The sequence below is a fragment of the Cytobacillus oceanisediminis genome, from assembly GCF_004366035.1.
Lineage (GTDB): Bacteria > Bacillota > Bacilli > Bacillales > Cytobacillaceae > Cytobacillus > Cytobacillus oceanisediminis_C.
This window is the reverse complement of record NZ_SOEE01000011.1, coordinates 119,301-136,775: the sequence shown is the minus strand read 5'-3', so window position 1 is coordinate 136,775 and position 17,475 is coordinate 119,301. Positions and strand designations below refer to the sequence as shown.

The window sequence follows — 17,475 nt, the reverse complement described above, 5'->3', positions numbered from 1 at the left end:
ATTTTCATAAGGATTAGTGTACAAATCCACATCCAATTCAGCTTCAATGCTTGCAGCAAACTTTATGATGTCTTTATCCATATATAAAGCAGGGGAATTTCCCTCATCTATTTTAACTACGATTGAGAGTTTACACTCTACCGAGTAAGCCTTTTTTATTTCGTTAATGATTGATGACTTATTATGTAGTTTATTTAAAATTTGTTGGAGTTGATTATTCACATCAGCGAAACCTGGTAGCCTGTCCCTAAATCCCAACTTGTCTCTTTTCTATAACATGCAGTTGAACAGTTTTGAATTAAATCACCTTTTTTATGAGTTTCAGTATGTGTTACTTCTAACTTTTCAGTTACGTCATCTAATGAAAACTCATCTCCGTCTAGACTGAAGTTAACTATCACTTGAGTTTTGTCCAAGCTTAACCTTCCCCTCCAAATGTTTATATTTTCTGTTTTATTATATCATCCTTCTTCCACAAACCTGCCCTTTCGTATTATAAGGTCAGCCAGATATTTCTGGTTGACCATTTTTTATATGGTTTTATGATTACGGTAGCCGGGGTAGAACGCACCTGCCCGTGGGAGGATGATCCCGTCAGCTAAACTGTTCACCCCCTACTTGCTTAAACATGATTTGGCTGGTTGGGACATTGATTTCGTATAACAAGCGAAGCTATGAAACTGCAAGAAGGTCTAGGGGCTGCCGGCAAATTTATAATTTTTTGGAGGAGATAAAATAATGAACCCTGTTGTTGGACTAGATGTGGCCAAAGGCGAAAGCCAGGTACAGGCTTTCTTGGATAAGAAAAAACCTTATAAAACAAGCTTTAAAGTTCTTTGGAGACCAACTTATTATTGTTTGATCAAATTTTAATCTTAGTTTTAAGAAAATCCCTCTAAGAGCTTTAAGTAACATAATTAATATAAACGACTGCTAGGAGCAACAAATCTATATAAATTTCAAAAGTTCACATAATTTGTATTTAGCACAAATTAAAATACCAAAAAGACTACCCCCTTTTCTTATAGAAGATGTTGTTTTCCTTTGAAGAAAATCCACCTACATAAGTGCAGAGAACCCCTTCTACGTTAGCATTAGAATACTTAGAATTTATATAACTCTAATAGCCCAAAAGTAAATAATTTAGTAGCCAACCCATACTAAGACGAATACAAATTTTATCGTGTTCTAGGTCTGTAGGGTTAATAAGTACTTGTATTTTCGAGGACTATATTCAGTCATATACGAGAACAAAGATGTTTTAAGTTCAGGTTCATTCCGATTTTGAGGATTTTCTAAATGAAACCAAAAATATGGTTCCTTTTCTCTCTAACTTTCATAACATAAATAGACTTTGCTCTATTGGTTCCTTACTTTAAACCACTTTATTGGTATATTTTAAGCAGTGAAGGTTTACCTCGAAAATTAACCAACGTCTTTATTGTCACGTAACAGCTAAGGAAAATCAGCTATATTACTTAGTGTAGAAAAATAAAGATTGATAAAAAAAGTTTGATCAAAAAGTAGTTGGATTTTTACAAGAATCTTGATTAAATCAAGGGTTCTAAAACATATTTTTGATCAAACTTTTATAAAGCTACATCAATTCCCTCGATAAGCAGTTGTCAATGTAAAAAGGAGCAGGCTTCTCCCTTAATTTTTTGTAATTTAGATTTTCTTTCTACTTTTTAGTACCTTCCATAGGGGAAATTCTTACAGCCATTTCTGCAGGAAATAATGAACCTATGCTTCCTGCTGTTATCGGTATTAATATAGGTAAACAAAATAAAAATAAGGAATCTTGAAAGTCTATAGTTTTATACGTAATGAGTATCAAAAGGCCAGATAAAACCAAGCTAAGAATGCCAGCAAAGAATCCAATAAATGCTCCTTCGTAAATAACCATTTTACGTACGGATTGATTCTGCCAACCTATAGCTTTAAGTAATGAAATTTCTGGTTTTCTTTCCATAATATTTTGCCACATAATTTCTGCTGTTGTAAGAATTGCCATTATAATGGCAATAATAGTGGCCGCATAATGAATACTGCCTATTTCTAAAGCTATATATTCTCCGAGGTAAGAGGTATATAAAACGCCTTTTAATCGGAATGTAATAAAGATAAAATAGCTCAACAAAGTAACAGGTATTGCTAATGAGATGATCGAGATGGCCGTTCTGCGTGATTTCCCAAATAGATACTGAAAAGATACGCCGAGAATGTTATTTGAATAGAAAAATCTTTTCATATTAGTTGAAATCTCGCCAGTTTTTATTGCTTCATAAGGTTTAATTAATTCCATCATTTTTGCGGGCAAAATTCCACCTAAAAAATAAATAAAAAATCCCGCTACTCCAGATAACCAAAAGAGTGCAAATGAGAAAGTAGTATTAAAGAGGAAATGAATAATGATTTGTACGGCCCATATCGTCATTGAAGCTATTAAACCAAGGAGTACGGATTCTAAGATAATTAATTTTTTTAATTGATTCAAACTCCATCCAAATGCCAATAATAAAGCATAGTGTTTTCGATTAGTTAAATAGGATATTAATCTTGTCGTGAACACATATACTACCGCCACTAATAAAACGGTCATTATAATACCCGAGTAGCCTAGTTTTGTTTCATTTAGTATAGTAAATGCCGAACCTAATTTTACCCATGGCTGTTCGATCCATCCTAACGAAGGAACGCTGTTGTTTTCCGGTATAAAGGTTAATACGGATTGAGGAGATGATCCAAGTGTAATATCTGCCTTTAAACCAGTTTGTTTTGATATTGAAGCAGCTACTCTTTCTAATTTCTCTTGCGATCCTTTCGTTAATGAATTTACGTCTTTAATTTTAATCCTTATTGCAGAAATAGGTTCTCCTCCCGTAAAAGCTGAAATTTTATCTGCAGCTTCAAGAGAAGTTAGTGCTGTAGGAGGTTGCAGTAAAAAATCTAAGGGATTATTTGTAGCCTTGAGCGTAACAGGCGGGTTAACGGGTTTCCCTGTATCATCTAATACTAATTTAGCCCGAGCTGTTCGATATGTCTCCATTGGAAGTTCTGTCAGCGGGTCTTTTGCGATGTTTAATTGGCTAGGGTCATAAGCACCTATTATATTTAAATCTAATCGTACAAAGTCATTGGGTCTGTCCGTAGTTTCAGTTTCTTCAAATCGTTCTTGTACTTCTCGAAATGCATAGGTTTTATCTTTAGCCCAAGGTAAAATGGTATCTTTTGGTTCTAATTTATAGGCATGCTGCCAACGTTCAGGAAAAGGACTCTGATTGTGTTTATACGTTAATGGACCAATTTTTTCGCCTAATACAGTACTAGTATTTACGAATCTACTACTTTTTTCATTTTTGTTTAATAAACGATCAAATATAGAGTTATAAGCATCTTGTGATGAATATACAGAGCTGGTTACCTTTTCAGATTCTAAAGTTTTTAAATAGGATTCTCCGCCCTTATCTCTTATATTTTCCATTAATTCTTGTACTTCTTCTTTACTATCTGGAAGAGAAATATTTAATTTTTCAAGCTGAAATGAATAATTTGTATTCGTAAATGGCTGTGAACTAAGAAGAAGAGGAATTCTTAATTGATTAAGGGTCTTATCAACAACGAATGGTTTATCATCGGATTCAAAATATTTTGTAGAAGCCTTGTCTAGCCCTACTAATTTTGCCTCCTCTACCGGATCTATACCTACCAATAGGTTTCGACTGATTATGACATGTTCTCCAGAAGTGTTTTGCCAAGGGAAAGCTCCGAATGTTTCGGATGGATTTTCTCTCCTGCTTAAATTAGGATACCAGGGTCCCGAAACTAAAAATTTTGTATGCTGTGCTTGTATTCGCTTATTGTAGCCGTTCTCAACGGTTTCCGTATATTGAAATTTATAAATTCCCTCTTCATTTTTAGCTGAAGAAAAACTATCCATTTTAACGCTAAGAGGTAAGTAACCAAGTATGGCAATTGGTGCTGCAACATCAACTTCCTCCATTGCTTTGATTTGCTGATATTGTTGTAAGCTTATCCCTCCGGTGATACCACTTAAGAAATTTGGTTCTAAGAGCCCCTCATCTTCTGGTAAACTGGTTACTCCTTCAGGACGAACCACAATATGATAAGAAGACTTCCAATTTTGTTCAAGCGTATTCTGGACCGTTCCTTTGTTTGTTTCAGTGATACTAACCAAAATACTTAAGCCAATACTCATAACCAACAACCCAATGATAATTAAAATAAGCCTTTCCCTTTGCCTAATCCAATTCTTGAAAATAAAATGTATCATAGTTTTTTGCCATGATGATCAGAAATAACTTCTCCATCATTTATCTCAATGATTCGATTGGACATTTGGGCAAGGGTTCTATCATGTGTAACAAAAATAACACCACAATTTTTTTCTTCATTTAGGTTTCTGAGTAAAAGAAACATATCCATACTTGTTTTGGAATCAAGGTTTCCAGTAGGTTCATCTGCAAGAATCCAAGCAGGTTCATTCACAATGGCCCTTGCAAGAGCTACACGTTGTTGTTGCCCGCCTGACAATTGGGAAGGAAGAGAATCCAACTTATCTTCTAGGCCCATTTTTTTTAAGAGAGTTTTGGCTCTTTCATATATTTTGAAGTTTACCCTTCGAGATATAGTAGGCAAAATGACATTTTCTATAGAAGTTAAAGTAGGCAATAGATTAAACTGCTGAAAAACAAATCCAATATTGTGGAAGCGAAAGTCTGATAATTTTTTATGATTAAGGCCACTGATATCTTCTTCATTAAATATGACGCTTCCATTTGAGGGCTTCTCCAATGTCCCTATAATACTCAATAGCGTAGATTTTCCTGAACCGGACGGACCTACTATAGAGACAAAATCTCCTTCCTCAATTAATAGGTTAATATTTTTAAGCACCAGAGCATTATTAAAGTTGTTGTTAAAATGCTTCTCAATATTTTTTAAAAGAATATGATTAGCCATTTATATTCTCTCCTTGTTAAATAGCTTTAGCTGTAGGATTAATAAGTCTATTAGTGATGTCTCCCCAATTGTCTAGTTGCTCAGATAATAATACTCTTCCTTCATTATTAATCGCTATGATTGTTGGAGTATTGTTGATGGAGTATAAGTCAAATAAATCTGTATGTATTAAAAAAGAAATTTTATACTCTGTTAACTTATTTAAAAATTGCTCTTCAATGTTTTTGTTTTCAAAAACAAAAACAATTTTATAGTCAGCCAAAACATATGATTTATCCAAGCTATCAATTAACCCTTTGCAGGAGGAACATTTACTGGAACCAAAGATTAATACAGTAGGCTTCTCTTGATTCAACCCAATTTTTACAAATTTATCGAATTGATCTCTTTTTTTAAAAGCAGGGGCTGGCTGCCCTTTACTTATGGCATTTTTATAGTTAATTCCTTGAATGTTTTGAATCCCTTGTAAAAAATCTCTCATCGTTTTAAATAGCATATAAATTACTACCATTTGAATAATAACAACAACAAATAAAATGATGTAAGCTGCAGTCCAGAAGTTAGACTCCATTATTAGTTCCTCCTTTTAACAGTCGAGAGAATTCAGTTTGTATTACTCTGAGGAGTGAGGATATTAAAAAAGTACAGATTAATGATAAAATCACTAGATTACTTATTAAATACTCTTTTGTAAATGTATGAGTTATATAATTAGGAGAGCTTTGATAATTAAAATATAGAGCTAATACTATCCCTAAGAGAAGTATGTTTCGAATAATTAATTTCCAGGATAATTTTTTTGAACCCATTAATCCTCCACATCCACAGTCGATTTTTGAACGTCCCCGCAATAAGTTAATTATTATAGCTAAAGAATAGATGATTAACAGAATGCTGGCCATTATAAGTGAAAAATGTAGCATAAGCCCTAATATAAGGCATATTCCTGTAATTATTTCTAAGCTTGTATCTATCACAGCAAATTTCCTTACAAGCTTAAGAGGTAGAATTTTATATTCTTTTACTATTATAAGATGAGCTTCCATATTCTTTAATTTCGATAAACTGGAAAACAAAAAAATATAACCAGTTAATATTAATATCATCATTGTGATAACTTTCATTATGTCATTAACACCTCCTGTCTATTTTTTTCTGAAGAATACATATTTGCTTGTAAACTATACAGTCTCTTGTATTCACCATCTATATCTATCAACTCTAGATGTGTTCCAGATTCGACAATTTGTCCATCTTTCATTACAACGATTCTATCTGCATATTGACTGGCATACATCCTGTGAGATATAAAAATAGTAGTTTTAGTACCAATGATTGTCTTGAAATTTTTAAAAATTTCAGCCTCGGTAACTGGGTCAAGTGATGATGTGGGTTCATCCAATACTATTATTTTTGCATCACTTACCAATGCCCTGGCTAATGCAATTTTTTGCCATTGTCCTCCTGATAAATCAGTACTGTTTTCAAACATTCTCCCTAATCTTGTATCATATTTACTTTCTAAGGTATCTATAAGTTTATGTACTTCTGCTTGCATAGCTGCTTGTTTAATTATTTCAGGTTCATTGATTTTTGATATCCTACCAAAACCTATATTTTCCTTTACTGAAAAATCATACTTTCCAAAATCCTGAAAAATAACTGAAATTTTGTCGTGAACTAAGGAAGGATGACTCCCATTAATTAATACCTCTCCATCAGATAAATCATACAAACCTACCAAGCACTTAATTAATGTTGATTTACCAGAACCATTTTCCCCCACAATTGCTATTTTTTCTCCTGAAGATATCGTCAAATTAATATTGTTAATAGAAGCCTTTGATGAATATGGATAATTGTATGATGCATTTTTAAAGTAAACTTCCCATTTTCCCTCCATTTTGTGATTTTGTTTTATTTTATTTTTGGGGGATACATTGTCGGCATAATGTAAAAAGAAGTAGTAATCCTTAATAAAGAGTTGCTTTTCATATAAACTAGCTATATTGTTTGTTAATATATTTATACTCACCTGTGCCCTTTTTATCCCCTGACCAATAGAAACAAAGTCCCCTATTTTTATTAACCCTTTAAATATAAGTTCTAAGATAACAAAGGTTGATGCTGCATAGATAAAGGCCGTAAAAATATCCAAAAAAATATTAACCCTTTGATGTTTAGTTATAAGACCAATAATTTCTTCATTATTCTTTGAAAATAACTTAGCCCACTTTTGTTTAAGGTAGTCCCCTATTACAAATATCCTGATTTCCTTGTTTGATTCTCTACTTGTCATTAATGAAAAGATATAATTATGTTCTCTTGCAGATGGTGTCTGGTACTTCATTAAATAAAATTTCTTCATACCATAATACTTTTGAAAAAAATACATGGGCACTGCTGATAGAAGACTTAGAAGTGGGAATAACCAATGAAAAGAAAATAAGTATACAAATACTGTGACAACAGTAATAGAAACTTTAAATATATCTAATAGTGTATTTATAGGCTGAAAAAAACGGCTTCCTAAATCCCCTTGAGAACGTTGCAAATAGTTATAAAATTTGTGATCCTCAAAGTTTTTATATTGTATGTCAATAACTTTCCCCAAAATTCTTTGCTTTAGTTTATATTCCACACGTTGCTCTATTGTACTAGATACTACTATTTCTAGTCTCGTTAGTATTGAATCAATTACTGCAATCAAAAATTGAAGACTCAATAATAAAATGATTATATTAAAATCGACACGATGACTAGTTACATAGATTTGAACATTATTTATTAAACCAGCTACTACAAGCAATGATAAATAAGGAATAAATCCTTGAAATACCTTAATTAACATCATATAAATAAAAAATAACTTCTCTTCTTTCCAAACAAAATCCGACGCCCTTTTTAGATAATTCAAAAGTATACCACCCTAGGTTATTTACATTTTATATATTGTTAGTATATATTTATATTTATGGAAAATAAAGTGATAATTTGTAATTATTTGAAGACGGGCGGTGAAAATGGTGGAATTAATTTTATTTTTTTTGGTTTGTATTTATTTATTATTTTTATTTTTTGCAAAACATAAAATAAAAGAAATTTTTACGTTAATAAATTCCTTACCTAAAGTACAGGAGAATAGAGTGAAAAATGGCCCCCCTATTGGCTCAAAAGCAGCTAACTTTAGTCTTCAAACAATAACTGGAGAATTATACACTTTAGATCACTTCCTAAATTCCCATAGCTTTTTTTTAGTGATACATGAAAAATGTAGTTTATGTAGTAGACATATAAATGATTTTGTCACAGCTTCTGAAACTAGTTATTTTAAAAATTACAATTTTGTCATAATAAGTGTTGGTACTAATTTTGATGAAACCTTAAAAGACTTTTCTTTACCTATTCTAAAGGCAGATAGTAAATTTTTATTTGATTACAACTTGAAGTTATATCCAACATTTATCTATATAAATCAAAAAGGATTAGTAGGAGGAATTCCTCCGTATGTTAATGAGTTCAAAAATTTGGTACCTACATTCTAAGTGTTACTTAGGGATGTTTGTATAAAAAAAGTTTGAAGGAGGAAGAAAAATGTTCAAAAGTATTTTGCTAGGACCCGATCGCTGTGATTGTACGAGAAAATATTGTAATTATGATGGTTGTCCTACAGATGATGCCTACGGTAACTGGGTAATTGATTATTACAACTGTAGTAATGGATCCTTGTGTCAATCAACTGTTCAACAATGTATATGTTAATAAAATGACAATTCTATAATAACAAAGAGAATCCGAAGATTATTTAAATAAATATTCTTCGGATTTTCCTTTTGGTCATCTAACACATAAGATTTACCATCAATTACTCTTCAATAAAGTTACAATGATCATCAGATTTAACCACAAAACGCAACGCCATCTTCATCTTGAAGATTAGTCGATAATATTTGTACCCCTTATGAATGCCGCTTCACCATTATTTCCAAGCCAAACCTCAAGATACAGACAACACTACCTTTTTTATCGATTACTCCTCAAATGAAACACTGAAATACGAGTTAATTCCACCTTTGGAATCTTGTATATTATTACAATTACTCTATTCCATTGTAATAAGTAAAATCATCTAATTTATTCATCATAGCTCTTTGCACATGCAGTAATCTTTACCAATATTCCTTTTATATTATATAAATAAAATAACAAAAAATAAATTTTTCTAATGTTGTAAAATCTTGTAATTTATTAAATTTTAATATAAGATATAAAAGTATTCCAAATATTGTAACGGAAGGGGAGCTAGTTTTGAAAGGTTTCTTTAAAAAGTATTTATTAGCTGCAGTTTTAGGAGGTGCAGTATTTTCTCTATCATTCACATTAGCATCAGCTGCTTACGTAAATGATATCTTCACCTTTAATCACTATTCAAGAGGTGCTACAGCTAATGCAACAAATGTATTTGACTACAATAAATCTGACGGTGATTTTTACATGACAAATGTCTTTGGTATTTACAACTCTAACGGTGTAAATGGAACTTTAAAAACAGCAACATTAAAAGCAACTGTTACATTTGGAGGGCCATTCTATACAAATTTATTCCTTTGGGATAATAATGCGAAAGATTGGACTTGGAGAAGTACTGCAATTCATGGAGAAGTTTTAGGGAAAACGTATAGTTATTCACCTAATAAAGCATTTAATGATGCGAATGGTTCAACATACGTTTATAACACAGTAGTCACAAACCCTCACCAAGCTGGAGGGACTGAGGTACGTCAATATACACACATAAACCTTAAGTAATTAAAAGAGAGGTAATGAAAATGAAAAATAAAAAATATATGGTTGGTATTTTATCATGTGCGATAATATCTGGAGCTTTTTTGGGTTACAATAATTCAAAAGTTTCAGGAGATGAAATAACTCCGGAAGTAAAACAATTAGCTGAAGCAGGAAGTAAACCAGAGGTAGCGCTTAAAGCTATCCCTGATAAAGTTGAAAAAGAATTTAAACTACCAGAAAAGTTGCCATTTAACGAAAAACAATCAGAAAGTGCTGCAATAGCAAAAGAGTTTGGTGATGACACATACTACTATGAGCAATACTGGGAAAAGGATGGTAAATATTTCTTCTTTAATGTAATCAATGAAACTCCTGAAATTGATAATGAATTTAAAGAAGACCCTAACTTTACCTATGAAACTGTTAAAATATATAATGGAATATATGCTACATACCTAAAAGGTCCGACCAGTGAAAAACTTTATTGGAATGACAATGGATTCCAATATATGATTGGTTCTAACTCTCCTGATGGTAGTACAGACTTTTATGGACCAGAAAAGTTAGAAGAGACAGCCAATTCATTAAAGGTAAATTAGAAAATTAACTTAGCTACAAATTTAGCTATTATTTTTTTAAAACACCCATTATTTCCATTAGAAATAATGGGTGTTTTGTAGTTTGGTACGTAAACATTAAGATGCAAAAGACACTTTCAGACTATTTTGACCTTTAATACTCATTCAATTAATATATCGCTATTATCAGCATTGAAAAAGGACCATCCTTATTGGAAGATCCTCCTTTAACAGCTTGTTCAATTAAAGCTACCATTCTCAATTTAATCCATAGAGATTCATTTTATTTTGTTATATGCAGACTAAAAACCACCACCATTGTCTTGGTTGTTATTTTTTACATTGTGCATATGCGACTCCATATAAATTTTTTCTGAATTCGATACATGCTTTGCATTTTCTTCTGGATCAAAGTTATTAATTCCTTTTCTTTTATTCCACCTATCGACTATGAATCCGAAAGATAAAAGACCGCCTATACCAATTAACCACCACATATACGTTCCTCCTTTAGTTGTCCTATAAGGGGCAATATTTGTTTTGTCACCTATATATTGTAATACTTTAAGTGCTAAATTCCAAATATCCCCTAATGTTATTTATTTTAAACAGATCTCAAAAATACGCTTATAATAATCTAAACAAACAATGATTTATGGGAGAAGGCCTGTTCCCTCAATCATTCCAGCTGTTCCACAAATTCCTCCAACACCTGGTCAGCATCTGTCTTCGTAAATTCCTGTCCAAGGTTAAACTCAAACAGATACGCTCCACCATTATGATTGATATAAGCAAATACAAATTCACCTGATTCTTTATTGATGTATTGATATTCAAGTGGAATCCCGTTAATGGTTTTCTTTTTAACCTCATTACTGTCACCAGGCTCTACTTGTCCAGAACGATATTGGATCCTGAAATATTCTTTTCCACTGTAGGGTCCATACAGAAGCTTGCTTTCTTGTGCTTTTTCCCATTTTACCTTTTCTTCATCTTCATCGAAAACCGGATCGATTTCCTTTTTATCGTCTGAATATGAAATAGAGAGATCAGATGGCTTATCGAGAAATTCTGGTATTGTAATGGCCGCAAAGCTAATCTCGAATTGCTTAAATTCTGGGATAATAAGGTCCTTTCCAAATACCGCTTCCGCCTCTTTTTCAATAAATGCCGCTGTGCCTGAATCAGCACCCGTAAAAGTTTTCAGAAGTACCCCTGTTATGAGCAAAACCATCACTGCTGCTACCAGCTGTGGATAAAACGGCATTCTTTTACCTGATTTCTTTTGATGTGCTTTGCTCTTTACCTGTTGAATGAACCTCATCTTGTCCTTAGGAGAGATATCAAGTCCATTAAATACACTCTCATCAAGTGAGGTTTTCATTTGCTGTTTGAAATCATCCATTAAATTCAAACCTCCTTTTAATCAATTCTCTGCCACGGATTAGCCTTGTTTTCACTGTATTCACATTTACATTCAGTATATCGCTAATCTGTGCCGTATCCATGTCCTCGTAATAATAAAGAATAATTATTTCTCGATACTTAATCGGCAAGTTCATTATGACTTCAGCAAGCTCTTGATTTTGGAAATTGCTAATCGCTTTATGCTCGGTATCATCACGTGAAGGCTCTTCTTTAAAAAAGCCGCTCAGGGATACTTTACGATAATGCCAGCTTTTCAAATAATCCTTCGATTTGTTGACGGCAATTTTCATAATCCAGGATTTAATGGAGCTTTCTCTCCGGAATTGATTCAAATTCCGATAAACGGACAGAAATACCTCCTGTGCAACATCTTCCATAGCTTGCTTATTCTTAACATATACAAAAATAATCTTCCTTACATCGGTCATATATTCCTCAACTAATTGCTCAAACTCATATTCAGCACTCTCCAAACCCTTCACCTCTTTTCCATCTGCATTTAAATGACGAGGCACCCTGTTGATGCGGTTCAAAAAAATACAAAATCAATAAATTTTTGTCAATAGTAGACATCCGAGCATAACAACTGTCTTTTATTATTTAGGAACACCTTAGGGTTCATATTCCTATCTTCTGTTTCAGTAAAAAAATGAAAAAAACATATTAAGTCAATGGGGCAATTCATAATTTTATCTGAACAACTGATTCCAATAGGTTTTACTTTAATAATTATTTTAGAAGGAGTTATGTCCTATATTCTCTTTTTAGGAAAGATAAATTTGCTAACCGTTGTTTTATTTAGTATTGTTCTCCTTTTATTTTCAATAGCTGTTTTAAAGAATATAAAAACAGGTACTATTGAAAAATATAAAGCACCCCCATTTTAGTAGGAACATGCTTTAGATTCAGTGATTACGAACAATCATTATCTTCAGATGCCAACTTTAACAAGAAAAAATCTGAGATTTCGCTGCTCAAAAATTCAGTACCTCTATCCTTAATCTATGATAAAATAACTTTAACAATATCAGATAAGACAAGGAGTGTCGGCCAATATCCCTCGAAAGGGGGTGTGGCTTATGACAGTATTTGAATCACTAATGCTTTATCAAGACTTTTTTTATGAAACCTTATATCAAATAACAAACGAATCTATAAATACATGTATTTATAGATTCGTTTTGTTGATTTAAAATAGAGCTTTAAATTTATAAAAATACAAAAAAGATTGATCGCTTTCGTCCCGTGCTGTTGCACAATCACGCCCGATTGCTAAGGATTTTCGTTCCACTCTTAATTACGAGAAATATTACCTAATCTTTATAAACTTCTTTTTAATGTGTTACTTAAGTAATAAGCTCTTTGAAGGTAAAACTGTACTTTATCATTATCTTTAATGTAGGATATAAATAAAATTGCAAGCATTAACGCCGTATCAAGCCGATAAATAATACTATTTGGCTGCGAAGCAGAAATTAGTATTGTATCATTCTTATACCCTTTTTGGAATTCCAAAATGTCTATATCACGTGTTTCTAAAATTCTCATTAACTCCATTAATGGATCACCAATAAATGCATTATCCCAATCAATAACGGCTTTTATTTCCCCTTTGTATCTAATAATATTTGGAGTTCTAATATCAAGGTGAATTAGGCAATGGTCCGTTTTTGTCATACCCAACGTGTCCTCGATTTCTTTTATGGATGGTACAATTAAATTAGTTGATAGGAGTTTATTAACTGCGCTGACTCTTTCCACTATCCTACTTGACACAATTTCATAAAAGGATCTGTTGTCCTGATCAATAATGCTCAATCCTTCAAGCGGTATTTTATGTATAGATGAAACGAGATGTCCGATATCAGCGGCAGAAATGGTACTTTCATCACCATGTATATATTCTGATACAAGAAAGTTAATCTCTTCGCTCAAGTGAAGATGAATTACTCTAGGGACTTTTAAACCATGATTGAAACAATGTTTTGCGATAGTTGCTTCTTTATATAGCGAAGCTACATCTTCATTCGAGTGGAGATTTCCAACTGATTCGTCCAACCTCCATGGAGTTCTGGCAATCAAGATTCCTCGACTCTCCTCTTCCAAAATAAATACTGCATTAACAACACCATTGCTTAGAAACTTAATCTTTTTGACGTTCCAATTATCTTGATTATTCAAAATCAAGAAGATTTTCTTTTGCAAAATTTCAATTCTTTCCTTGGTAAGGCTCATTACTATCTACCATCTCCTTTTGCTTCTCCATCTGTTTATACTCCAGATAAATCAAACAGCTTTGAAGAATACATCCGCATTAATATTTTTGAAAAATACCAGTTAACAAACCTGATACACCAAAAACATTTGAGGTCATGCCATCCCCCCATATTAAGTATATCAATTGGTGCTGAAACAGTAACTGCACACGTTACGTTAGTTGAATATTTTGAATTCCCTAATTCACCTTCTAGCTCATGCTTTCCAAAAAGAAGTTGCAAGGTGAGCAGCAAGATGTCCACCGGCAGAATGTCCCCAAACCCCTATTTTTTCAGGATTAATATTGTAGCTGAAATGTTTTGCACTTAACCAGCGAGCCGCCGTTTTACAGTCATGAATTTGCGCAGGAAAAATGGCTTCTCCACTAAGTCTATAATTAATGTTAACTACAAAAAAACCGTTTTTAGCAAAAAATGAATTCCACTCTCTTCCGTTGCTAATTCACTTAAATAATCTATTTCTTTGATGCAAAAAGTACCTATTATTTCTGCATCAAATAATAATACATACATAATTATTCTTTATTTCGCTTACAATTTTATTGGGATTCCAAAGATAATCCCATTGATCGATCCCTTTTTTGTAAATCTAACGTGACCTTATTTAACACATTCAGCACTTGCTGCTGATCGTTTAACTTAGCTAATCTTATTTTCAAAACCTTTTCATTAAACTTACCCATAAGAAATCTTCTCCAAATAAATCATCTGGTTGAGTAATCTTTTTCATCTTCCTAAAGTTAATGATTTTAAAATCATTAGCAAATACTTCTTTTAATCGTTTTTCCGTATAACCTATTCCTCTTTTTAAGCTACATTCTTTATAAACTTCCCAATCAGATGTACCCAGAGCACCATCGGTATTGAAGCAAACAATACCGAAATACCCATCTTTCTTTAATGCTTTCTTAATTATTTCTAGATATGTTAAACGACGATGAGGTGCTAAATGATGAAACAAACCACAATCATAAATAAAATCATATGAATGTAGCTTAAAATCAAAATCAAAAAGTGATAAATAATGGAAATTTATATCTACTTCTTCTTCCATTGCTCTCTCTTTCGCCCATTCAATCGCATTTTCAGCTATATCCAAAGCATCTACCTTGCAACCTTGTTTAGCCATATAAACAGCATTTCTCCCAGGTCCACACCCCAATTCCAATACTCGTTTAGGAGCAAGTCCCTTTTTAAAATACTCTACTAAATTCTCATCAGGACCTTTTACCTTGAAGAAAGGAATTTCTTTATTTCTATCCATGTAAAAATTCTCCCAAAATTCCTTCGGTTCTCTTAAGAAATGATCTAACATTTCAAGTAAATCTTCATAATTTAATATCGATTTATCCAATAAAAACGCCTCCCCATTTATGAAAAATCCCTCTTTTATATTTTACTAAAAATTCCCACACTTACTTGTTACAACAACTTTACTATTCTGTTATTTCGATTGAGAGGAATCATGAAGAGGCACTATTATATCGGCTTTAAAGGTCAGTATTTACTTTAGATAACAATCTAAACTCCTTAGTGAACTATAAACCTATGCTATGAAGCAAATCCTCAAAATGAGGATTATAGAAAATATAATGACTCTATCATAATTTACTGTACAGGTGTTAGTTGTAATAATTGATACATAATTGTAACAAAAGGTTATTCCGCAATTTTGCCCGATTTTTGGAAGATCGAGGAGATAAATTTTCGGGCAACTTTATTTTAAATCTATAATTTGTTTGTGTCATACCCCTATTTGGATGGAACAATATCTTGTTCCTTCTGGACTTTTTATATTTCTTCATAAGTTTTATTTAGATATCTTTGAAGCTGCAATTTCAATTCTTTGTTTTCCTTTTTTAATTGGTCATTCTTGTTTTTCAAGGAAGCGATAATAACATCTTTTGATGATTCAGTGGTTCTTCTTTTTAATTGGTTGACTGAAAAGCCATTAAGACAATCTTTTTATGTGACTACTTGCATCATGAGGAAATCCGGAGAGAAATTCATGAAGGGCACAATACGGTGGAACAATGGAATTCAGCGAACAGTTACATTTTTTATGGAAAGAACAGTGAGATTCGGTTTAATTCCATAGAAGACCAGGAGGTCTCAGCTCTCTCTTTACAGCTATTGCAAAATTGCCTAGTCTACATGAATACGCTTATGCTACAAGACATTCTTTATCATGATAACCAATATTGGTTGAAGCGAATGACACCGGAGGACTTTAGGGGATTGACTCCTTTATTCTACAGCCATGTAAATCCGTATGGGACATTCCAAATTAAAATGGATCAAAGAATTCCTATTAAGCTAAAGATAGCATAACAATAGATACGGCAAAAATCCCTTCTTTTTGGGGCCACTTGTAGATTCACAATAAAGTTATTTAATTATAAAACCCCAAACATGCATACCCCCGTCCTGAACTTAGGATGGGGGTAAAATAAATTTGTTTCTAAAAATTGTTTTATTCGATAATCGCGCCCGATTGCTGAAGACCGTTGTGCACATCTATGCTTTCTGGATAACGAAGTAACAATCCTATTTTGGGTAGTTACACTTCACTAAATTTAAAATAGAAGCTTTGCATAAAGAAATTAATACAATTAAGCCATAGCCATTCATCACAACTAGAGCGTCTCATCCAATTTCTGAATCTTTGAGTGGGAAATTAAATATACATTGCCAAAAATGTCGATTTTGTCTCCCTTTATACGTACAGCGCAATCTTTGTTCGACGCATAAATATTCATTTCTTCCGATAAGGGAGACAGTTCGCTTTGAACCAGCGCAATGTTATTTTCAAGATTAAAATGAGACAGGACAGAAAAATCGTCAAGGCCGATTCCGTCGTAAACAGAACTTATTTCAACTTTATATCCAAACTTTTTCGAGCATAACCATTTAGCGGACATGTTGATCGCACCAGCGCTTGCTCCCATCACAACGGCTCTGCTTTTTTTAATCAAATCCGACAATTCATATTCCATCAAAAAACCATTTTGTTTAAGCGTATTTCCACCCAACAAGAAAATGACTGAAGCATTTTGAACTAACGTTTGGGCATCTTCCTTCTGTACGCGATAATTAATTAAATGATATTCATCAAACATAATGCCGGCCTGGTCAAGCCACGAGCGTTCAGTAGCACCATCATCTTCATAAAAAAATGGATTCGAGCTAATCATAGCAAGCGATTTTCTATCAGTTATATCCTCCTGTAAAACCCTGCCCAGATTCTCTGAAAAAAAATGGCTAAACCAACCTAAATAATAATGAGTTTTCATAAGTATCCCCCGTAGCAAAGTGTAAATAATATTAATTTCCTGCGTTACTCATTCTGTTTTAGTTGAAGATTGTTATTGAAGTAAAGCACAAATCTTCAAAACCTTACTTCTATATTAACATATGTCTCC

The 17,475-nt window shown here is 32.7% G+C and carries 16 protein-coding genes and 2 pseudogenes; 5 read left to right on the top strand and 13 right to left on the bottom strand.

The window, feature by feature from the left end:
* A pseudogene (locus DFO72_RS30605) lies at window positions 1-401 on the bottom strand (DUF4279 domain-containing protein); the annotation flags it as partial.
* Window positions 402-738: 337 nt separating this feature from the next.
* Between DFO72_RS30605 and DFO72_RS30480 the strand changes: the two are divergent.
* Window positions 739-873 carry a hypothetical protein gene (locus tag DFO72_RS30480; protein ID WP_258549845.1) on the top strand — a complete coding sequence of 45 codons (135 nt, stop codon included), beginning with the start codon at window positions 739-741 and terminating at the stop codon, window positions 871-873.
* An 808-nt stretch (window positions 874-1,681) separates the two neighbouring features.
* Here DFO72_RS30480 and DFO72_RS24160 read toward each other — a convergent pair.
* From DFO72_RS24160 to DFO72_RS24140, 5 genes are all read right to left on the bottom strand, one after another.
* The gene (locus DFO72_RS24160) at window positions 1,682-4,219 is read right to left on the bottom strand and encodes an ABC transporter permease (protein ID WP_166672554.1); all 2,538 of its coding nucleotides are present in this window, start codon (window positions 4,217-4,219) and stop codon (window positions 1,682-1,684) included.
* 71 nt (window positions 4,220-4,290) lie between these two features.
* On the bottom strand, window positions 4,291-4,983 hold the full coding sequence (locus DFO72_RS24155) for an ABC transporter ATP-binding protein (RefSeq protein ID WP_113885543.1): 693 nt from the start codon (window positions 4,981-4,983) through the stop codon (window positions 4,291-4,293).
* 16 nt (window positions 4,984-4,999) lie between these two features.
* Window positions 5,000-5,554: a TlpA family protein disulfide reductase gene (locus DFO72_RS24150; protein ID WP_113885542.1), complete on the bottom strand. Its 555-nt coding sequence runs from the start codon at window positions 5,552-5,554 to the stop codon at window positions 5,000-5,002.
* The gene (locus DFO72_RS24145; RefSeq protein ID WP_113885541.1) at window positions 5,544-6,107 is read right to left on the bottom strand and encodes a MauE/DoxX family redox-associated membrane protein; all 564 of its coding nucleotides are present in this window, start codon (window positions 6,105-6,107) and stop codon (window positions 5,544-5,546) included. The genes DFO72_RS24150 and DFO72_RS24145 overlap by 11 nt, the downstream gene beginning before the upstream one ends.
* Window positions 6,107-7,900, bottom strand: coding sequence for an ABC transporter ATP-binding protein (locus tag DFO72_RS24140; protein WP_113885540.1), 1,794 nt, complete (start codon window positions 7,898-7,900; stop codon window positions 6,107-6,109). The genes DFO72_RS24145 and DFO72_RS24140 overlap by 1 nt, the downstream gene beginning before the upstream one ends.
* A 106-nt stretch (window positions 7,901-8,006) precedes the next feature.
* Here DFO72_RS24140 and DFO72_RS24135 point away from each other — a divergent pair, with 106 nt between their 5' ends.
* The 3 genes from DFO72_RS24135 to DFO72_RS24125 all read left to right on the top strand — a co-directional run bounded on the left by DFO72_RS24135 (window position 8,007) and on the right by DFO72_RS24125 (window position 10,370).
* Complete coding sequence (locus tag DFO72_RS24135; RefSeq protein WP_113885539.1) at window positions 8,007-8,528, top strand: redoxin domain-containing protein; 522 nt, start codon at window positions 8,007-8,009, stop codon at window positions 8,526-8,528.
* Between the two features lie 763 nt (window positions 8,529-9,291).
* Window positions 9,292-9,792: a hypothetical protein gene (locus DFO72_RS24130; protein WP_113885538.1), complete on the top strand. Its 501-nt coding sequence runs from the start codon at window positions 9,292-9,294 to the stop codon at window positions 9,790-9,792.
* Window positions 9,793-9,812: 20 nt separating this feature from the next.
* On the top strand, window positions 9,813-10,370 hold the full coding sequence (locus DFO72_RS24125) for a hypothetical protein (RefSeq protein ID WP_113885537.1): 558 nt from the start codon (window positions 9,813-9,815) through the stop codon (window positions 10,368-10,370).
* A gap of 281 nt (window positions 10,371-10,651) precedes the next feature.
* Here the strand turns inward: DFO72_RS24125 and DFO72_RS24120 are convergent, their stop codons facing one another.
* The 6 genes from DFO72_RS24120 to DFO72_RS24095 form a co-directional block, all read right to left on the bottom strand.
* On the bottom strand, window positions 10,652-10,846 hold the full coding sequence (locus tag DFO72_RS24120; RefSeq protein WP_113885536.1) for a hypothetical protein: 195 nt from the start codon (window positions 10,844-10,846) through the stop codon (window positions 10,652-10,654).
* Window positions 10,847-11,028: 182 nt separating this feature from the next.
* Window positions 11,029-11,754, bottom strand: coding sequence for a hypothetical protein (locus DFO72_RS24115; protein ID WP_113885535.1), 726 nt, complete (start codon window positions 11,752-11,754; stop codon window positions 11,029-11,031).
* A complete protein-coding gene (locus DFO72_RS24110) occupies window positions 11,747-12,250 on the bottom strand; it encodes a sigma-70 family RNA polymerase sigma factor (RefSeq protein ID WP_113885534.1) in 504 nt (167 codons plus the stop codon). The genes DFO72_RS24115 and DFO72_RS24110 overlap by 8 nt, the downstream gene beginning before the upstream one ends.
* A gap of 847 nt (window positions 12,251-13,097) precedes the next feature.
* Entirely contained in the window at window positions 13,098-14,012 is a 915-nt protein-coding gene (locus DFO72_RS24105; protein WP_113885533.1) for a phosphotransferase family protein, read from the bottom strand.
* 237 nt (window positions 14,013-14,249) lie between these two features.
* Window positions 14,250-14,495 carry an alpha/beta hydrolase gene (locus DFO72_RS30475; RefSeq protein ID WP_113885548.1) on the bottom strand — a complete coding sequence of 82 codons (246 nt, stop codon included), beginning with the start codon at window positions 14,493-14,495 and terminating at the stop codon, window positions 14,250-14,252.
* 213 nt (window positions 14,496-14,708) lie between these two features.
* Window positions 14,709-15,407, bottom strand: coding sequence for a class I SAM-dependent methyltransferase (locus DFO72_RS24095; protein ID WP_113885532.1), 699 nt, complete (start codon window positions 15,405-15,407; stop codon window positions 14,709-14,711).
* A 590-nt stretch (window positions 15,408-15,997) separates the two neighbouring features.
* Here DFO72_RS24095 and DFO72_RS24090 point away from each other — a divergent pair.
* Window positions 15,998-16,384 (top strand): annotated as a pseudogene (locus DFO72_RS24090) (Tn3 family transposase); the annotation flags it as partial.
* A 305-nt stretch (window positions 16,385-16,689) separates the two neighbouring features.
* Here the strand turns inward: DFO72_RS24090 and DFO72_RS24085 are convergent.
* Window positions 16,690-17,346 (bottom strand): Type 1 glutamine amidotransferase-like domain-containing protein, encoded by a 657-nt coding sequence (locus DFO72_RS24085; protein WP_113885531.1) that lies wholly within the window; start codon window positions 17,344-17,346, stop codon window positions 16,690-16,692.
* Between the last annotated feature and the right edge of the window lie 129 nt (window positions 17,347-17,475).